Origin of the sequence: Sorangium sp. So ce1335 (assembly GCF_051521615.1) — a bacterium.
Lineage (GTDB): Bacteria > Myxococcota_A > Polyangia > Polyangiales > Polyangiaceae > Sorangium.
Genome location: NZ_CP150363.1, coordinates 5,592,198 through 5,608,672 on the forward strand (window position 1 = coordinate 5,592,198; position 16,475 = coordinate 5,608,672).

At 70.0% G+C, this 16,475-nt stretch carries 16 protein-coding genes; 9 read left to right on the top strand and 7 right to left on the bottom strand.

Annotated features, from left to right (window positions below):
* Window positions 1-737 precede the first annotated feature (737 nt).
* Both WMF24_RS20650 and WMF24_RS20655 read left to right on the top strand, forming a co-directional pair.
* The gene (locus WMF24_RS20650; protein WP_437738142.1) at window positions 738-1,064 is read left to right on the top strand and encodes a metallophosphoesterase family protein; all 327 of its coding nucleotides are present in this window, start codon (window positions 738-740) and stop codon (window positions 1,062-1,064) included.
* 81 nt (window positions 1,065-1,145) lie between these two features.
* Entirely contained in the window at window positions 1,146-3,626 is a 2,481-nt protein-coding gene (locus WMF24_RS20655) for an AAA family ATPase (protein ID WP_437738143.1), read from the top strand.
* A 310-nt stretch (window positions 3,627-3,936) separates the two neighbouring features.
* Here the strand turns inward: WMF24_RS20655 and WMF24_RS20660 are convergent, their stop codons facing one another.
* Window positions 3,937-4,173, bottom strand: a complete 237-nt coding sequence (locus WMF24_RS20660; RefSeq protein ID WP_437738144.1) for an addiction module protein — start codon at window positions 4,171-4,173, stop codon at window positions 3,937-3,939.
* Between the two features lie 258 nt (window positions 4,174-4,431).
* Here WMF24_RS20660 and WMF24_RS20665 point away from each other — a divergent pair, with 258 nt between their 5' ends.
* The 5 genes from WMF24_RS20665 to WMF24_RS20685 all read left to right on the top strand — a co-directional run bounded on the left by WMF24_RS20665 (window position 4,432) and on the right by WMF24_RS20685 (window position 9,187).
* Window positions 4,432-4,665 (top strand): prevent-host-death protein, encoded by a 234-nt coding sequence (locus WMF24_RS20665; RefSeq protein ID WP_437738145.1) that lies wholly within the window; start codon window positions 4,432-4,434, stop codon window positions 4,663-4,665.
* Entirely contained in the window at window positions 4,662-5,057 is a 396-nt protein-coding gene (locus tag WMF24_RS20670) for a type II toxin-antitoxin system VapC family toxin (RefSeq protein WP_437738146.1), read from the top strand. The genes WMF24_RS20665 and WMF24_RS20670 overlap by 4 nt, the downstream gene beginning before the upstream one ends.
* A gap of 270 nt (window positions 5,058-5,327) precedes the next feature.
* Window positions 5,328-6,569: an alpha/beta hydrolase family esterase gene (locus WMF24_RS20675; RefSeq protein ID WP_437738147.1), complete on the top strand. Its 1,242-nt coding sequence runs from the start codon at window positions 5,328-5,330 to the stop codon at window positions 6,567-6,569.
* A gap of 221 nt (window positions 6,570-6,790) precedes the next feature.
* Window positions 6,791-8,392: a hypothetical protein gene (locus tag WMF24_RS20680; protein ID WP_437738148.1), complete on the top strand. Its 1,602-nt coding sequence runs from the start codon at window positions 6,791-6,793 to the stop codon at window positions 8,390-8,392.
* Window positions 8,393-8,410: 18 nt separating this feature from the next.
* Window positions 8,411-9,187: an ABC transporter ATP-binding protein gene (locus tag WMF24_RS20685; RefSeq protein WP_437738149.1), complete on the top strand. Its 777-nt coding sequence runs from the start codon at window positions 8,411-8,413 to the stop codon at window positions 9,185-9,187.
* An 82-nt stretch (window positions 9,188-9,269) separates the two neighbouring features.
* Here the strand turns inward: WMF24_RS20685 and WMF24_RS20690 are convergent, their stop codons facing one another.
* Complete coding sequence (locus WMF24_RS20690) at window positions 9,270-10,196, bottom strand: LpxL/LpxP family acyltransferase (protein WP_437738150.1); 927 nt, start codon at window positions 10,194-10,196, stop codon at window positions 9,270-9,272.
* Window positions 10,197-10,593: 397 nt separating this feature from the next.
* On the opposite strand from WMF24_RS20690, the gene WMF24_RS20695 reads away from it, so the two are divergent.
* Window positions 10,594-11,232: a response regulator gene (locus WMF24_RS20695; protein ID WP_437738151.1), complete on the top strand. Its 639-nt coding sequence runs from the start codon at window positions 10,594-10,596 to the stop codon at window positions 11,230-11,232.
* A 27-nt stretch (window positions 11,233-11,259) separates the two neighbouring features.
* Here the strand turns inward: WMF24_RS20695 and WMF24_RS20700 are convergent, their stop codons facing one another.
* The 3 genes from WMF24_RS20700 to WMF24_RS20710 form a co-directional block, all read right to left on the bottom strand.
* Complete coding sequence (locus WMF24_RS20700) at window positions 11,260-11,532, bottom strand: hypothetical protein (RefSeq protein WP_437738152.1); 273 nt, start codon at window positions 11,530-11,532, stop codon at window positions 11,260-11,262.
* A 294-nt stretch (window positions 11,533-11,826) separates the two neighbouring features.
* Window positions 11,827-12,420 (bottom strand): pre-peptidase C-terminal domain-containing protein, encoded by a 594-nt coding sequence (locus WMF24_RS20705; protein ID WP_437738153.1) that lies wholly within the window; start codon window positions 12,418-12,420, stop codon window positions 11,827-11,829.
* A gap of 581 nt (window positions 12,421-13,001) precedes the next feature.
* On the bottom strand, window positions 13,002-13,304 hold the full coding sequence (locus tag WMF24_RS20710; RefSeq protein WP_437738154.1) for a hypothetical protein: 303 nt from the start codon (window positions 13,302-13,304) through the stop codon (window positions 13,002-13,004).
* Between WMF24_RS20710 and WMF24_RS20715 the strand changes: the two genes are divergently transcribed.
* Entirely contained in the window at window positions 13,294-14,043 is a 750-nt protein-coding gene (locus WMF24_RS20715; RefSeq protein WP_437738829.1) for a malectin domain-containing carbohydrate-binding protein, read from the top strand. The two genes, WMF24_RS20710 and WMF24_RS20715, sit on opposite strands and share 11 nt — an antisense overlap.
* 163 nt (window positions 14,044-14,206) lie before the next feature.
* Here WMF24_RS20715 and WMF24_RS20720 read toward each other — a convergent pair whose 3' ends face one another.
* Together WMF24_RS20720 and WMF24_RS20725 are read right to left on the bottom strand one after the other, a co-directional pair.
* Window positions 14,207-15,028, bottom strand: coding sequence for an ExeA family protein (locus tag WMF24_RS20720; protein ID WP_437731295.1), 822 nt, complete (start codon window positions 15,026-15,028; stop codon window positions 14,207-14,209).
* Complete coding sequence (locus tag WMF24_RS20725; RefSeq protein WP_437736760.1) at window positions 15,015-16,406, bottom strand: DDE-type integrase/transposase/recombinase; 1,392 nt, start codon at window positions 16,404-16,406, stop codon at window positions 15,015-15,017. Before WMF24_RS20725 ends, WMF24_RS20720 begins: the two co-directional genes overlap by 14 nt.
* Window positions 16,407-16,475: the final 69 nt, after the last annotated feature.

Consider the following 16,475-nt stretch of genomic DNA (forward strand, 5'->3'; position numbering starts at 1 on the left):
GAGGGGATGCGCGATCGGCGCGGTCGAGCGAGGTCGAGGAGGAGCCTCGGTATCCTGCTCTCCATCTCCATGACGGCCGCCCCGGCGGCGCCCGCTCACGCCGGAGCTCCGGCTGGCGTCCCGGCCTGCCGACCACCGGCAGCGCGGAACGCGAGCTTCAAGGCGTTCGGTGCAGCCGATGCACGGCTTCCACACACACGGAGCTGCCCGCGATCGCGTCCCGGTGGCGTCCTGGCGCATCCCAGCGGCCGCCGAGCGCCTCCTCGTGGCACCTCAAAGTAAGACATCTTACTCCAATCGCCTCCCGGCGGCCCCTCGCGGCATTCCAGCTTGCGCCGAACGCCGCCCGGCGGCACCACGAAGTAAGGCAGCTTACGCAGACACGCCGCCCGGTGGGCCCTTGCGGCATGTCAACTTGCGCCGAGCGCCTCCGAGCGGCGTCATGAAGTAAGACAGCTTACGCGAACCACCCTCCGGCCACCGCTCGCGGCATTCCAACTCGCGCTGACCGCCTCTTGGTGGCACCTCCCAGTAAGACAACTTACTTCAATACGCTGGCCGGTGGCCTCTCGCCGCGCTCCAGCTCGCGTTGGGCGCAGCTACGGCTTGTTCTCCCTCCTCGCGCTGCACCGGGGCGGGTAATCGACGTGCTGGCCGGGTGGAGACGCCATCGCTGAGTGTTGGTTGAGCGGTTTCTGAAGACGATGCCGGGGCCTGATATCCTCGGCAGAGGGACCATGGCCAAAGAGCGTGAGCACAGGTTACGCGTCCTGCACATCTCGGATCTCCACGTGCGCGGACCGCGCGAGACAGAGGCATGGCGCAGGCGGCGCGTGCTCGGTGAGGCGTGGGAGAGGAACCTCGACGAGCTCGTGGAGGACGGGATCCCGATCGACCTTGTCTGCTTCACCGGCGATGTCGCCGACCACGGGACCCCGGAGGAGTATGGGCCAGCGACGGAGTTCGTGGAAGCGACGATCGGGCGGCTCCACGTGCCGAAGGAGCGGTTCTTCGTGATACCGGGGAACCACGACATCCATCGCAGGACGAACCAGGCTGCGTGAAAGAAGCTGCGCGCCCTGCTGTTCGATGTCCCCGCGATCGAGAGGTCGCGCTGGCTACTGGGCGGAAGGACGCCACGGGGCTTGCAGGACAAGCACCGCGAGCAGGTTCTCGAGCGAGGGGCGGCCTTCCGTGCGTGGTTGTCGTCCATCGGGCGTGAGGCTCTCTTGCCGGCTCGCTCGCCGCACGGGCGCCTCGGCTACCGCGTGTGCGTGCCTGGCTTGCCGTTCGACGTTCAGGTCATCGGTCTCGACTCGGCGTGGCTCGGTGGCGACAACGCGGACAGCGGCAACCTCCTGCTCACCGAGGATCAGGTGGCGCGCCTCGTTATGGCCGAGGACGGCAGGACCTTGCCGGGCTTCCGACTCGCGCTCATGCACCATCCGCTCACGGATCTCCGGGATGCCGACAGTTGCCGCGACCTGCTCGCCCAGCACGTGGATCTGGTCCTGCGCGGGCACCTGCATCGCGAAGAGATCGCGGCGTGGGTGGGCCCCGGGCAGATGCTGCGTCAGGTCGCGGCGGGATGCCTCTACGAGGGGAGTCTCGGAAATACATGGCCGAACGCCTGCCACCTCTTCGACGTGACGCTGGACGGAGAGGGAAGGCCGAAGCGCTACGACGTGCGGCTGCGCGGGTTCTCCGATCGCCAGACGGGCTTCTGGTTCGATGATGGAAGCTTGTACGCAGAGGCGCCAAACGGACGCCTCACCTGGGTGGTGCGCCCTCCGACCGATCCTCCGCCCCCACCCTCCACGCGTGGCCGCGTCTTTGTCGGGCGACGAGACGAGCTGCAGCGTATTGCCGACGCGCTCCTGCCCAGCGCGGGCGAGCGCAAGCCTGCCGCGATCTGCGCGGTGCAGGGGATGCCAGGCGTGGGCAAGTCGTACCTCGCGGAGCAGTTCCGGCTCGACCGGGCCAGCGACTTCCCGGGCGGGGCGGTGCTCGTCGCGCTCCAGCCGGAAGAGAGCCGTGCGGCGGAGCCGCTCGCATCCGCGCTGCTCGGGCAGATTGCGGATGAGTTGTCCCTGCGCGCATCGTCGGAGGAGATGGCTGCACGCGTACGCGACCGGCTGCGTGCGCCGCTGGCGCTCCTGCACGTGGAGAACGTGGACAGCGAGGCGGCGGCGGGCGCGGTCGCGCTGCTCTCGAGGTCGTTGCGGGACTGTCCGATGATCGTGACAGGCCGCTACAAGGGGCTCGGAAATGGTGCGGGTTGGGCGCGCGTTCCGGTAGCGGAGTTCGACGAGCCAACGGCGCTGGAGCAGATCGAGGCCGAGCTTCCACCCGAGCGCGTGCGGGGGAAGAGGGAGGACCTAAAACGCCTCGTGCGGGAGCTTGGACGCTTACCGCTGGCCCTATACCTCGCCGCCGGGTACCTGCGCGAGGGTGGATATGATGCGGGGACGTTCCTCGACGAGCTGCGGCGGAGCGGGTTCGACCTTGAGCCGAACTATCCGGACGACAGGCTGCTCCAGGAGGATCCACGGCGGGCGAACCTCCACCGGACGTTCTCGCTCTCGCTGGCGTTGCTCGGCAGGCAACTCGGGGCTGACACGGACGCGCTCATCGCGGGGCTGCGCGCGCTGGGGCATGCGCCGCTCGGCGGGTTCGGGCGAAGCCTCGGTGAAGCTCTCGCCGGGCTCGCCGCCGTGGATTTCGGCCGGTTGATGAACAACGCGGGAAAGCTCTCCCTGGTGATGCCGGCGGAGGGGCGGGAGGAGGATGCCTGGCGGATCCATCCGCTGCTCTCGGAGTGGCTGCGGCGGGGCGCGGATGAGACCACGGTGATGGCTCGAATGACAGAATGGTTCGTGACTCGGCTGCAGGCGAAGGCGGAGCAGCCGTGGAAGGATGTGACACGCGAGGCGGGCGCGCTGTCGGCATGGCTCGCGCGGGTGAGCGGGGAGGATGTGGTGCGGGTGGAGCGCGCAGGGTCGCAGTACGCGATACGAAATGGGCCGTTCCACGTGTGGATGGAGTTCTGCGCGCGGGGTCTGGCGGAACGGAGCGAGCCGAAGGAACGGTCCGACCTGCTCTGGACGCTGGCCAACGTGGCGCGGAGGGTGGGCGCCATGGACAGGGCTGCAGAGGCGGCAGAGCAGAAACTGGCTGTGGACCGGGCCAGGGGGGACGAGCGGGAAGCCGCGCTCGCCGCGGGCTGTCGCGCCGACATCGCCCAGGCAAGAGGCCAGCTCGACGAGGCGCTGCGCATACGACAACAAGAACAGCTTCCCGTCTTCGAGCGGCTCGGCGACGTCCGCGCGCGCGCCGTCACCTTGGGCAAGATCGCCGACATCGCCCAGGCAAGAGGCCAGCTCGACGAGGCGCTGCACATACGACAACAAGAACTGCTTCCCGTCTTCGAGCGGCTCGGCGCCACTCGGGACACCCTCATCGCACGCGCCAAGATTGCGCTCTGCCTCCTCGCCCGCAGCGCCCCGGGTGACCGCGGCGATGCCGCCGGCCTCCTCGAGCTCGCCTACTCCGCCGCGGTCAGCCTAGGGATTCCCGAGGCCGACCAGATTCGCCAAATCCAGCAGCACTACGGTCTGTCGGACTGAGTGCGCTGCCAGGCCCAAGCGCACTCGAGGCGTCCACCCGCGAATCTTGCCCATCCAGGGGAACTCTCGCTCAGCTCTCGGCTTGCTGCCTCACCCCAGCCGGACAACCGCGGATCGGATCGCGGACGGGTGAAGACCGGGAGACCTCTCACTGGCCCGAGCGTCGCATCCAGTACCCGGTCGCCGCTTCGCGTGAGCGAACGCGACAACTTGGACCCAAGCGCCCTCTGCATTGAAGAGCACGACAGAAGGGAAACGGCAGCCTCGTCCAGCTCGGCCTGCGCGTCGACGCCAACAACGATCCGCCACGTCAACGAGCGCCCAGTCGCGCGATTACCCGCGCCCGGACCTCGGCCCACGCGTTCCCCCCGCTGCCGCCATCGCGCACCGCCTGCTCCCTGCGCTCGAGCTCCTCGATCCACGCAGCGTTCCAGGCATCCTCGTACGGTTCCTCGACGCTGGCGAGCAACTCGGACGCGACCTTGAGGCGCTCTGCTTCGGGAAGCGACAGAGCGGCGGCGAGGATGTCCTGGGTGGGATCAGCCATCGGGGCGTCCAGTGTACCTGGCCTTGCACTCCAGATCGACCCGTCGAGCCACGCTGGGCCAGCTCAGCACGGCAGCTAGCATTACGCCCTACCTCGTCATTCGTGCCCGATGATCGGCTAGACGACCCCTCCTGCCTGCATTCGTCCGTCCACCCCTGACCCCGCCCGGCGGACCACGGCCCCTCGGCGCCACCGTCTGCTGCGTCCAGCGGCCTCCGGAGCATGGACGTCCTCCGCCCGATGCAGCATCCTACGCGAATGCAAGCGCTCAAGATCCAGGTGCTCGTGGACGACGCCATCGTGCGCGCCCTGCCTGCGCTTTCGCCGCTGCGCGGGCAGCGCGTCGAGCTCATCGCGCTCGGCGAGGCGCAGCCGCCTGCCCGCATCGCGCCGGTCGCAGGCGGGTTGCGTGGGCAGATCGCGATCAAGGACGACTTCGATGCACCTCTCCCTGACGACATCCGGCGCGCGCTCGAGGGAGACGAAGCTTGAAGTGGCTGCTCGACACGCACGTCGTGATCTGGTTTGCCGCCGATCCCGGACGCTTGCGACGGGAGGTCGTCGATGCGCTCCAGGACCCTGGCGCCCAGGTATTGATATCGGTCGCTTCCTGGTGGGAGCTCGCCATCAAGCAGTCCATCGGCCGGCTGCAAGGCAGCTTGCCGCCGGAGCAGCTCCGGTCGTGGTGGCTCGGCCATCCGACGGTGCGGGAGCTGGGGATCGAAGCGGCGCACGTCTGGACGGCGGCCGCCTTCCCACTTCACCATCGCGACCCGTTCGATCGAATGCTGCTGGCGCAAGCCCAGTTGGAAGACGCACCCCTCGTCACGTCGGATCACCTGCTGCGTGCCTACCAGGCGCCCATCCTCTGGGCATGTCCCTGAAGGCTCACAAGCTCGACGCGAACGTCACGGAGGACCGCCGTATCGCCTTGGCGCCTCCAGAAGACTTCCCTCCGGTCCGGCCGAGGTGATCGTCCTCGCCGTGGCCGCCACGCCGCCCAAGGAGCCCAGGCTCATGCGGGTGCTCGGATGCTCGCCAGCGCCGCTGCCCCGCCGCCGGCCGAGGGCGACTTGATCGCCGACGCGCTCGCCGAGCTCCGCCGGGAGAGAAATCCCGGCTGAGCTCCGGAATCCTCGTACTACAGTTCGCCCGTGCCTCGCCCTCGATCCGGCCCCCGCGCCCGGCGCCCCCAGACGCCGGCCCCTCCCGGCCCCCGGCGCGGCCGCGCCCTGCTCGCCGGCGCCGCGATCGCCGGCGCCGCGGCGTGGATCGCGTCGGCCTGCTCCACGCCGTCGTCGGGCGTCGACGGCGGCGACCTGCTCGGCGTCTTCGAGCGCGACGCAGGCGCCGGCGCGGCCTCGGCTGACGCCGGCCAGCCCCGGCAGACCGCGGGCCAGAAGGACGCCGGCGCCCGCGCGGCCAGCTCGGCCGCCGCAGCGAAGCGGCCGAAGGCGCCCGAGGCGAGGCCGCCCAGCGAGGGGCGCTGCGTCGCCGAGCAGGGAGAGCCGCGGCGCGAGCTCCGCAAGACGATCGGCAGGCCGCCGTGCCGCGGCGCCCAGGTGCTCGAGGCGCGCGACGCGGAAGGATCGCCCCGCTACGCCTGCGTGATCGCGCCGAGCGGCGTCGAGACGCGCGCGCCGCTGCCGCTCCTCGTCTTCTTCCACGCCGAGCACGACAACCCGACCGCCGTCGACAAGGAGACGGGGCTCCGCAAGCTCGCCGCCACCTGGAACCTCACCGGCGACCCCGCCCACGCGGGCTTCATCATCCTCGCCCCCCAGGGCCGCGCCTTCAAGAACCCCACCCAGAGCGAGCGCGAGCGCGGCTCGAAGACGTACACGCCCATCTCGCCGTTCGACGCCGAGTTCACAGGCGACGGGAACGTCGACGTCGCCACCGTCGACGCCTTCGTCGACCAGCTCCTCGAGAAGAAGCTCGTCGACCGGCGGCGCATCTACGCGCTCGGCGCCTCCTACGGCGGCCACATGGCCGCGACGTACGCGATGATGCGCGCCGACCGCGTCGCGGCGTTCGCGACCTTCGCCAGCAACGCGCCGCCGGCCACGTGGGCCTGCCCGGGCCCTCCCCCGCCCGCGCTGGCGATGTACCGCGCGTGCGACGACCTGTTCCCGTGTGACTCGGTCGAGCGATGGCTGCGCGCGCGCGACGCACAGTCCGCGCAGACCTCGTTCCTCCGCCTCGACGAGGGCGACAGGGACGAGCCCCACTGCGCCCTGCGCAACCGCTGCTCCGCGAAGAAAGGATCCATCAACCACGCGCGCTGGCCGAAATCGCGCGAGGCCGATCTCCTCCGCTTCCTCGCCGGCCACACCCTCGCCGTCAGCGCAGACATCACCACACAGGCCGAGAACCCCGCCGGACGCGCGCCCTGACGCGACCCACACACACCCGGCGCACGCCAAAGAACGCCGCCGGATGCGCGTCCTGATGCGACCGACACACACCCGACGCGCGCTGAATAACGGTGACGTCATAAGCGCACGCTGACGCTGCTCAACACACGTCGGTCCTGGACCACTTCGCACGTCCATACCGCAAGCATCGCGTCGCAGCGTTGAGCGGAGCCGTCGTGATGGCGTAGTGTTGCTCCCCGATGTCTGCTCAGGTCCAGGCCATCCTCACCCCCTTGCCGGTCGGCACATCCATCCCCGCCGGCACGCTCCGCGCCGAGATGGAGTCGCGCCGCGCGACGAACCGTCGCTTCGATGTGCGCGAGGCCGTCGGCCTCGTCGTGCCGCTCTGCACGCAGCTCCACGAGCTGCACGCGCAGGGTCGGACCGCGTTCGTTCACCCCTCGTGCCTCGCCTATGGTGGGGCAAGCGGCGGGCTCCAGCTCATCGAGGAGCTCGCGCACGCAGCGCCGATGCTGCCCCGCGACCGCGCCTGCCTCGCGCCCGAGGAGCGCAAGGGCAGCGAGGGCGACGCGCGCGCGAGCGTCTTCGCGATCGGCGCCATCCTCTACGAGCTGCTCACGGGCAGCAGCGTCGGCCCCGGGATGCGCCGGCCCGCGGACGTGATCCCCGACCTGCCGCCCGCGCTGGAAACGGTGCTCGGCAAGTCGCTCGTCGCCGATCCGAAGCACCGGCCGGCAGATCTCGCCGCCCTCGCGCAGGCGCTCTACCAGATAGTCCCGAACGCCTCGGAGAAGCCGCCGAGCGCGGACGCGTCGCACCTCGACGGCGACGGCGAGTTCGAGGTCGACATCAACCTGTCGATGATGCCGCCGAACGGGCACGCCGAGGAGGCGCGCGTCCCGTCGGCGCCGTCGATGCCGAAGATCCAGGCGGTGGCCGGCGACGGGCCGTTCGCCGTCGCCATCCCGGTGGCCCAGCCGCAGCGGCTCCACGGCAACGACCCGACCCGCAAGCTCGCGGATCTCAAGGCGGCGCTCGAGTCCGACCCGCGGCCGCGGTACGCCGTCATCAAGGACGGCATGGACCACGGGCCGTTCTCGTCCGTGGAGCTGCTCCAGCAGATCGCGTCGGGCTCGTTCACCGGCGATCACGTGCTGCGCGACACGTTCGCCGGGGAAGAGCGCGCCATCCAGGACTGGGAGGAGTTCGCGCCGTTCGCCGAGCAGGCGAAGCTGAACCGCGACATCGTCCAGGAGAAGCGCGCGCTCGACGCCGTCGTGTCGGCCGAGAAGCAGGGCACGCAGTACAAGGCGCTGCTCGGGATGGCGCTGATGGGCGTCATCCTCGCCGCGGGCGCGGGCTGGTGGTACCGCGAGCGCACGAACAAGGAGCGGGAGCTCGCCGTGCAGGGCGCGACCGACCGCATCGCGATCGAGGTCGACGCCGGCCTCGACAGCGCCAAGGGCGCCGCGCGCGCCGGCGGGGGCGCGCGGCCGAGCGGGGGCGGCAGCTACCCGTCGCTCGGCGGGGGCATGAGCTGTGAGGCGGCGCAGGCGCGCTACGTCGAGGAGTACAAGCTCGGCAACAACGGCCCGGCCGATCTGACGGCCGGCGCCTACGGCAACGTGCTGAACCGCGGCACGTACCTGAACGCGTGCAACGTGCCGTCGAACATGGAGGTGAACGTCTGCGCGGCCGTGCAGAACGGGCGCGCCGTCGGCGTCACCGTCACGACGAGCCCCTCGAACCCGGGCATCGCGTCGTGCATCTCCGGGCAGATCCGCGGGATGTCGTTCCCGTCCCACCCGCGGCTCGACGTCGCGCGGACGACGTTCAAGTAACAGGGCTATGGTAGGGGCGTGAGCGCCCCCTCCCCGACGACCGCGCCCTCGCGGTCGATGATCCAGATCGAGCAGCTGACGAAGAGCTTCGGGGGCATGCCCGTGCTCCGGGGCGTCGACCTCGAGGTGCCCGCGGGCTGCCTGTACGGGCTCATCGGGCCGGGCGCCTCGGGCAAGAGCGTGCTGCTCAAGATGATCACCGGGCTCGTGCGGCCGGACCGCGGGCGCGTGCTCGTCGACGGCAAGGACGTGCACGCGCTCAGCGAGATCGAGCTCCAGGCGTTCCGGCTCCGGTTCGGGATGCTGTTCCAGAACAACGCGCTGTTCGACTACATGACCGTGGGCGAGAACATCGCGTTCCCGCTGCGGCGGCTCTACGACCTGAGCGAGGAGGAGATCGCCGAGCGCGTGGCGGAGCGGCTCCGGGTCGTGTCGCTGGCAGGCTTCGAGGACCGGACGCCGGCCGGGCTGTCCGGCGGCCAGAAGAAGCGCGTCGGCGTCGCCCGCGCCACGATCGCGCGCGGCGAGATCGTCCTCTACGACGAGCCCGCGGCCGGCCTCGACCCGGTGACGTCGCAGCGCATCTTCGACCTGCTCCGCGCCGAGCAGCGGGCGATGAACGCGACCGTCGTGATGGTCTCGAGCGATCTCGACCGGCTGCTCACGGTGACCGACCGGGTGGGGATGCTCTACCGCGGCCGGCTCATCTTCGACGGCACCACCGAGGAGGCGAAGGCGAGCGACGATCCGCGCGTGCGGCAGTTCGTCCACGGGCTCACCGAGGGGCCCCTCTGAGCGAGCGGTCGCCCGCGCCGGCGGGCGACACGGGCGTCTCGTCCGCGCCGGCGGCGACGCGGACGCCGTCGAGCTCCCGCGATCAGCCGGCCCCGCCCTCCGCGGGCGCGACGGGGCCGTCGCCGGAGAAGTGGAACCACTGCGTCGGGTGGGCGCGGAGGAAGCGCTCCATCGCGCCCATCATCGCGGCGGCCGCCCTGTCCCGCTCCTCCTCGCTGGCGCGGCGGGCGACCCAGATCGGGGGCGACACGACCGCCTCGTAGTCGAGGAAGCCCTTGCGGTGCGTGAACACCGGCAGGATGGGCGCGCCGCTCATCGAGGCGAGCGCGATCGGGCCCTCGGGGGCGCGCCAGCGGGCGCCGAGGAACGGGACCTCCCGGCTGCGCATCCCGGGCGGGACGCGATCGATCTGCATGGCGACGACGCCGCCGCGCCGCAGGTGGCTCAGCAGCGGCAGCGCGTCGAGCGGGCCGTCGCCGATGTGCGCCACCTGGACGCCGGCGCGCTGCCGCGCCGCGTCCTGGATGGCGCGCGCCTCGGGGTCGCGCTCCCGCTGCATCGCCAGCATGACGCCCTCCGGGTGCACGACGCCGAGGATCTGCCCGGCGATGTCCCAGCCGCCGGTGTGCGCGGTGACCATGATGATCCCGCGGCCGGGCGCGGCGCACGCGTGGTAGTGCTCGACGCCCCGCGTACGCCGCTGCACCGCGTAGCCGCGGCCGCTCGCCAGCAGGAGCGCCTCGGTGATGCAGCTCCCGTAGGTGGCGAACACCTCGGCGCTGTCCAGCATGTCCGCCACGCGCGACCGCGGCCCGCGCACGCGGCGCAGGTTCTGCTCGACGCGCCGGCGCAGCTCGGGGAGCGCCGCCGCGAAGAGCACGCCGAAGACGGGCGGGCTGTGGCGCACCCAGGGCTCCGGCCCGCGCGTGACGCCCGCGGTGAGGGCCCGGCGCCAGAAGGCCGAGTCGGGTCGTAGACCGGAGAGGAGCGCTCCGCGCAGGCCAGCCATGAGGCAGCCTATCTAGCGCAAACATAACGGTCCAGGGAGAGGCTTCGACCGGAGCGCACGAGACGCCGCGGCCCCGACGATCCGACGGCGCGCCGGAAGGCGCAGCGAGCACGGACACGGAGCGACCCGGGAGCGCCCGGCCGGCGATCCCGCGTCGAGCGCGCGCCGAGCGAACGCAGGGCGGGCGTCGAACGGCCTTGTTCATGGCGCGCCTCGGACAGCAAGGCTGCACCGCGATCACGCTCTCTCGCGCTCGTCCAAGGCGATCTCGCGAGGAGCCGAGTTGGTCCCCACAGGGACGAAATCGACGCTGCCAGGCGGATCCCTACCGCGAAAACAGGTTCATGGAGATCAAACGATTTTGATACAAGGCAATTTGGTAAGGGGGGCTTTCAACATGAATATCCTGCTCGTCGATGATCAACACGTCGTACGGGAAGCGCTGGCGCACGCGCTCGCGTCGCAGCCGGGGGTGAGCGAGGTCGTTCAGGCCGGGAGCAGGCGGGAGGCGCTCAGCGCGCCGGACCTGCACCGCTGTCAGGTGGCGGTTGTCGAGCTGTGCCTCGCGGACCACAGCGGCATCGAGCTGATCCGGGAGCTCAAGGGGCTCGCGGAGCTCCGCCTCGTCGTGCTCTCGATGCACAGGGACGAGTTCCGCGTGGCCGAGGCGATGCGGGCCGGCGCGGATGGATACCTGTCCAAGCAGAGCCGGCTCGCCGACCTCGTGGAGGCGCTGCGCACCGTGGTCCGCGGGCGCACCGCCGTGTCGCCGGACGTGAGCGCGGCGATGGTGCGCGCGCTCCAGCGGCGCGACGCGGCCTCGCGCGGCGACATGGTGGCCTCGCTGAGCGACAGGGAGCGGCAGGTGCTCCGGCTGCTCGCGATGGGCCGCTCGGCCAAGGAGGTCGCCGCGCAGCTCTCGATCAGCGTGAAGACGGTCGAGACGCACCGGGCGCGCCTCTGCGCGAAGGTCGCGACCCACAGCGTGGCCGACCTGACCCGCCTGGCGGTGCGCTCGGGCCTGGTCGAGGCGTAGCCCTCCGGATCCCGCCGCGGGCGCGGCTCACGCCGCGGCGGTGGCCGAGCGCGGGGCGGCCCGGAGCGCCGGCAAGGTCTTGCCTATCAGCGCCGAGCCGATCGCGAACCCGGAGAGCGTGAGTCGCATACGGAGCACGTCCACCATGCCCTGGCGGTGGAGCACGGTCAGCGTGCTCCGGATGTCCTTGCGGCGAACACGCAGCTTCTCGACGAGCGAGTCGAGGGTCTCGGCGCGTCCTTCGCGCTGGGCAACGGCGAGCGCCTGCAGGAGAGTTGCGGCAACGATTTTCTTGTCCATGAGAGCACCCTAGGAAGGGTCCCAGTGGGGTGCCCAATTTTCGGCGACGATTTTTGTCGATTTTTGTGCGGCGATGTCGCTCGCCCCTTGGATGACGGGGCCCCCGTACTCTGCTCATCCTGCGCCCGACACCCACGTCGGGGGCAGGCGTCGGAGCTGCGGAGCCAGGGCAACGATCACGTTGATCGAGCGGGAAATGAACCGCCAAGGCGCCGAGGACGCCAAGAAGAAGAAGAAGACGACGACAATGTCTTGGCGTCCTTGGCGCCTTGGCGGTTCGAAGCTCTGCTCGTTTCAGGCGGGTTCGACCCGTTTGTTGCTCCAGGGAGTCGTATAGCTCGCGCGGAGCTGGTACGTGCTGGCGGTGAAGCCGTCCACCATGATGAAGGCCTGCGTCAGGCCCGCCGGGACGGTCAGCGTGCAGGTCTCGGCCGCGCCGTCGCTGTACGGGCGGCAGTTGTACAGGCTCCGGGTCGGCGCCGCTCCGAACCTCAGGTAGAGGTCGGGGTCGCCCGTGCCCGTCATCCGGAGCTCGAAGCGGGTGCCGAGGACGACCGCGAGGGGCCCGTGGGCGGCCTCGTCGCCCGCCCGCAGGCTGCCGCTGAAGGTGGCCGACGTGGCCGTGCCGCCGCCGCCGCTGCCCCCGCCGCCGGGCGGGCCGTAGAGCGCCTGGGCGCCCTGGCCGAGCGTGTGCCCGAGCTCGTGCCGCAAGACCCCCTCCAGCGAGGGCTCCCCCGGGCCGAAGGCGGTGTTGTCGATCAGCACGTTGCGCTGATCTCGCGGGGTGTCGGGGAAGAACGCCCGCGCGAGGCACTCCCCGAAGACGTTCACCGGCCTCACGTCGAAGACGACGTTGTTGTTGCCGGAGATGCTTGATTTCCGTGACACAGGACATGTCCCTTCCCGACCGCGAGGCGCGTGGGCCGGCGACGCCGCTTGACGCGCCGCGCGCCGCGGCCGCGCTCGGCGCCGTCCACCGCGAGGGCATCGTCCACCGCGACCTGAAGCCGAGAGGCAGGTGCTGCGGCGCGCGATCGGCCTCGTGGACGGCGAGCCGCTCGAGGCGCGCCGGCAGAAGCTCAGGGCGCGCGCGGCGCCGCGCGGGGCCGGGGGCGGCGCGCCGAAACGATTCGCAGACGCAAAAACAATCCCGAAGGGTTCCGGCATGTTGGAGGCTGGGCCCCGCAGCTGCAGCAGCGGTCAGCGCGGGGAGGCCGGGGGAGCTGTACGGGGCGATGGGCGCGCGCTCGTGCCGGCGGTGGCGGTCGCGGGTCGTCAAGGGCGCGGCTTCGGATCGCTGCGCCCAGGGCACGCGCTAGGGGCTGCGGTCGTCCACTATCCAATGGCGTTGTGCCGCGGCCGCTCCATGGCGTATAGATTTAGCCGAACGACCACTTGATCTCCCAGAGAGAGTATGGCCCAGGCCACAATTTTGCCCGAGAACGGGCTATGTCATACGCCGTGAAACGTCACACGACAACAATCGCCAGCAAGCGATCCCGGGAAACACCCATGACAAATTTACAGCAGAATCGATTCTCTCGCTGGTACACACTGGCGTTCGCTTCCGTCGCGCTGGCAGGCTGCGGCGGTGGTAGCAATCCCACAGAGCCCTCGGGCAGCTCGTCGTCTTCTGGTTCTGGCAGCTCTTCCTCCTCCAGCTCCAGCTCCAGCTCGTCCTCGAGCAGCTCCAGCTCGTCTTCTAGCAGCTCCAGCTCGTCCTCGAGCAGCTCTGGTTCTTCTAGCGGCGATCTCGCGTTGGTGGTCGCCATCAACTCCGGCAGCACGTCGAGCGCAACGGTCGATGGCGTGGAGTATCAGGCGGACAAATACGCTCGCGGCGGCTCGACCAACAGCACGCAAGACCCTGTCGTCGGTGGGCAGCTTTATCAAACAGAGCGGTACGGCTCATTCAGCTATGAGATCCCGGTCACCGCCAGCGGCAACTACACCGTGCAGCTGCATTTCGCGGAGATTGCCCACAACAGCGCCGGCTCGCGCAGCTTCAGCGTCGCAGTCGAAGGCAACACCGTGATCAGCAACCTGGATATTTACGCTGAGGTCGGCCACGACGTGGGCCACACGGAGACCTTCGCGGATATTGCGGTAAACGACGGCAGCGTCACCATCGAGCTGATCGAGGGCGTAGAGAACCCCACCATCGCAGGGTTTGCCATTTATTCCAACGATGGCGAACTGGACACAACGACTACGCCTACACCCACCCTCGATTTCTCCAAGTTCTCCGCCTACACGGAGAAGTACACGGAAAAAACCGTGATCAACTCAAATCACGCGACGGGCCACGTTGGTGATTTTTTCTTCACCCACTGGAAAGATGGCGGCTCGACGTCCATGACCGTGGACCCGAACGGCGAATTCAGCGTGACCTGGCAGGGCGGCGGCTACAACTATGTCGGCGGTCCAGGATGGCACTACGTGTTGCCGAGCCGGCTGGCTGATGGCACTGCGCCCCGCCTGAATGATGGCCATCTTGCCGCAGCTCGGTAGGTCTCCCCAGCCGCCGATGCCCATCGCGGGCGTGTCGCGCCGGCGCTGTACGGCGATGGGCATCGTGCCGGCCACGGTCCCTCGCGGCGAGGCGATGGCCATCCTGGATCAGACGCGCCTCGGCCCGCGAGGCCGACGAGCCTCGCGGGCTGTGCGCCGCCGTTCAGCCGAGAGACGAGGCGAGCGTGAGCGTCTCGGCGACGCGGGCCACCGCTTCGCGGTCGACCAGCTTGCGCTTGCGGCGCGCCGATTCCCGCATCGCCGCCGAGGCGAGGCGGTCGATCTCGCGCAGCGAGCCCGACGCGAGCTCATGCAGCGCGGCGAGCGACTCGCGCGAGAAGAGCTCGTGTTCCACACCGGCGCCCTTCAGTCGGAAGGCCACGTACTCCGCCGTGTCCTCCACCGTGGCCGGCTCGATCATGAAGCGGTGGTGGATGCGCGTGAGGAGCGAGCGATGGGAGCGCAGCGCCATGCGGCCCTCGAGCTCCGGGAGGCCAACAAGGACGATCGACAGAAGAGCACGGCTGTCCCACTCGTGATTCAAGAGGATATGCAAGTGCGCCATCATGTCCGGGTGCAGCAGATGGGCCTCGTCGAGCAGAAACACCGGGTGGATCTGATCTCTGCGCAACTCGTGGACATGCCGCTCGACGGCGAGGAACAGGTTCGCGGCGCTCGAGGTCGGCTGCAGGCCGAGCGCGTGGCAGAGATAGCGGTAGAAGTCGCGCCGGCCGAGCGTCGCATTGTGGCAGTAGGTCAGGCGGAATCCGGCCTGGGGTAGCCGATGCCGCAAGGCCCGTAGCACACACGTCTTGCCGACGCCCGGCTCACCGACGAGGAGCACACTGGCACGCTCGAGGAGCGCCGCTTCGAGATCGTCGACGAGCACCTGCTTGGACGTGGGCAACCACAGCTCGGCATCGTCGAGCTCCTTGGAGAAGGGGGCCGTGCGAAGGCCGAAGAAGCCGAGCTCAGAAGATCGCATCGAGGTCCTCCTCCCCATCGGCCTCGTCCGCGCCGGTCGCCAGGGCCGCGTCGCGCGCGCTCTTGACGAGCAGGGCGCCGCCCGGGTCGAAGGCAACAGGCTGCCCCGCGGCCGACGCGCCGCCGCTCGTGGCTCGGCGCGCTGGCCGCTTGACGTGCGCGTTGTGTACCGGGTCGACAGGGCGAAGCGGGATCCGCTGCCCCTCCAGCTCGACGACCGGGGCGAGAGGCTCGTCGAGCACGCAATAGGCGACCGTCACGACACGGCCGGCGAGGTAGCCGTGATCAAGCTCGAAGAGCTGTCCTCGGAGGGCGACGGTCGTGTCGCGGCGCACGCGCCGACGCTGCCGGAGCGTGAGCGCCTCGCGCAGGCGAGCCTCGGAGAGGGCGTCGATCTCGCGCTGCCCGGGCGCGTACACAAGCCCCGGCGCGCGCCCCATCAGCCCGGCGTGCGGCGACGGGTGGTAGTGGACGTCGAGGAAGGCCTGGATGCGAGAGGAGATGTCCTGCAGCGACGTGACCGAGCCCAGGTGGTCGAGCACGTTCTCTCGAAGCGTCCGCCAGAATCGCTCCATCTTACCACGCGCCTGCGGGTCGTAGGGGCGCGCGTGAAGCAGGGTGATCCCGAGGCGCGAGCAGAAGAGGCGCAAGGCGTCGCCACGGTAGGTTGCACCGTTGTCGAGGTAGAGCGCATCGGGGACTCCGTAGAGCCGGAGGGCACGGACGAGCAGCCGCAGCAGGGTGTCTTCCTTCTCGTCGCTCTCGACCGAGAGGATGACGATGAAGCGCGAGGCATCGTCGAGCAGGGCGTGGATCCGCACCGTGACCCTTCGGCCGTCGAGATGAAGTGTCGGGCCGTGACACACGTCACCATGCCAGAGCGCATCAGGGCGCTCGGCTTGCCACTTGAGCCGAGTCGTCGGCCCTTTCCCGTCGCGCTGCGGGATCTTGTCGAGCCCCTCTTGACGGAAGAGGCGACGCACGGTCGACGCGCTGACCGTGGCGCTCAGGCGTCCGTCTGCGCGGAGCGTGCGCAGGATGAGTGGCACCGAAGCGTCCGGGTGCTCCCGGCGGATGTCGCACAGCAGCCTTCTCAGCACCGGGTCGAGCTCGCGGCCGCGCCCGCGGTCGCGACGGGCGCGAGGGCAGAGCCCTTCGAGCCCGCGCTGGCGGTAGGCATAGAGCCAGCGCTCGAGTGTCGGCACCGCGAAGGTGCGTGTACACGAGCTCCCGGGCGGTCGCACGCGCTCCTTCGAGAGGGCGCGTAGCGCTTCGACGAGGTCGCCATGCTCGAGATCGCGAGCGCAGAGCTGCCCGATCATGCCGTGGCGGAAGATGGCGATCTCCTCCGCGTGGTCTCTGGGTTTGAGGATGTCCACGAGCGGTCCTTTCCACGGGTCCGTCTTCGACGACCCATGTGGACCCAGTGCCTCATTCCTGCACCGCCG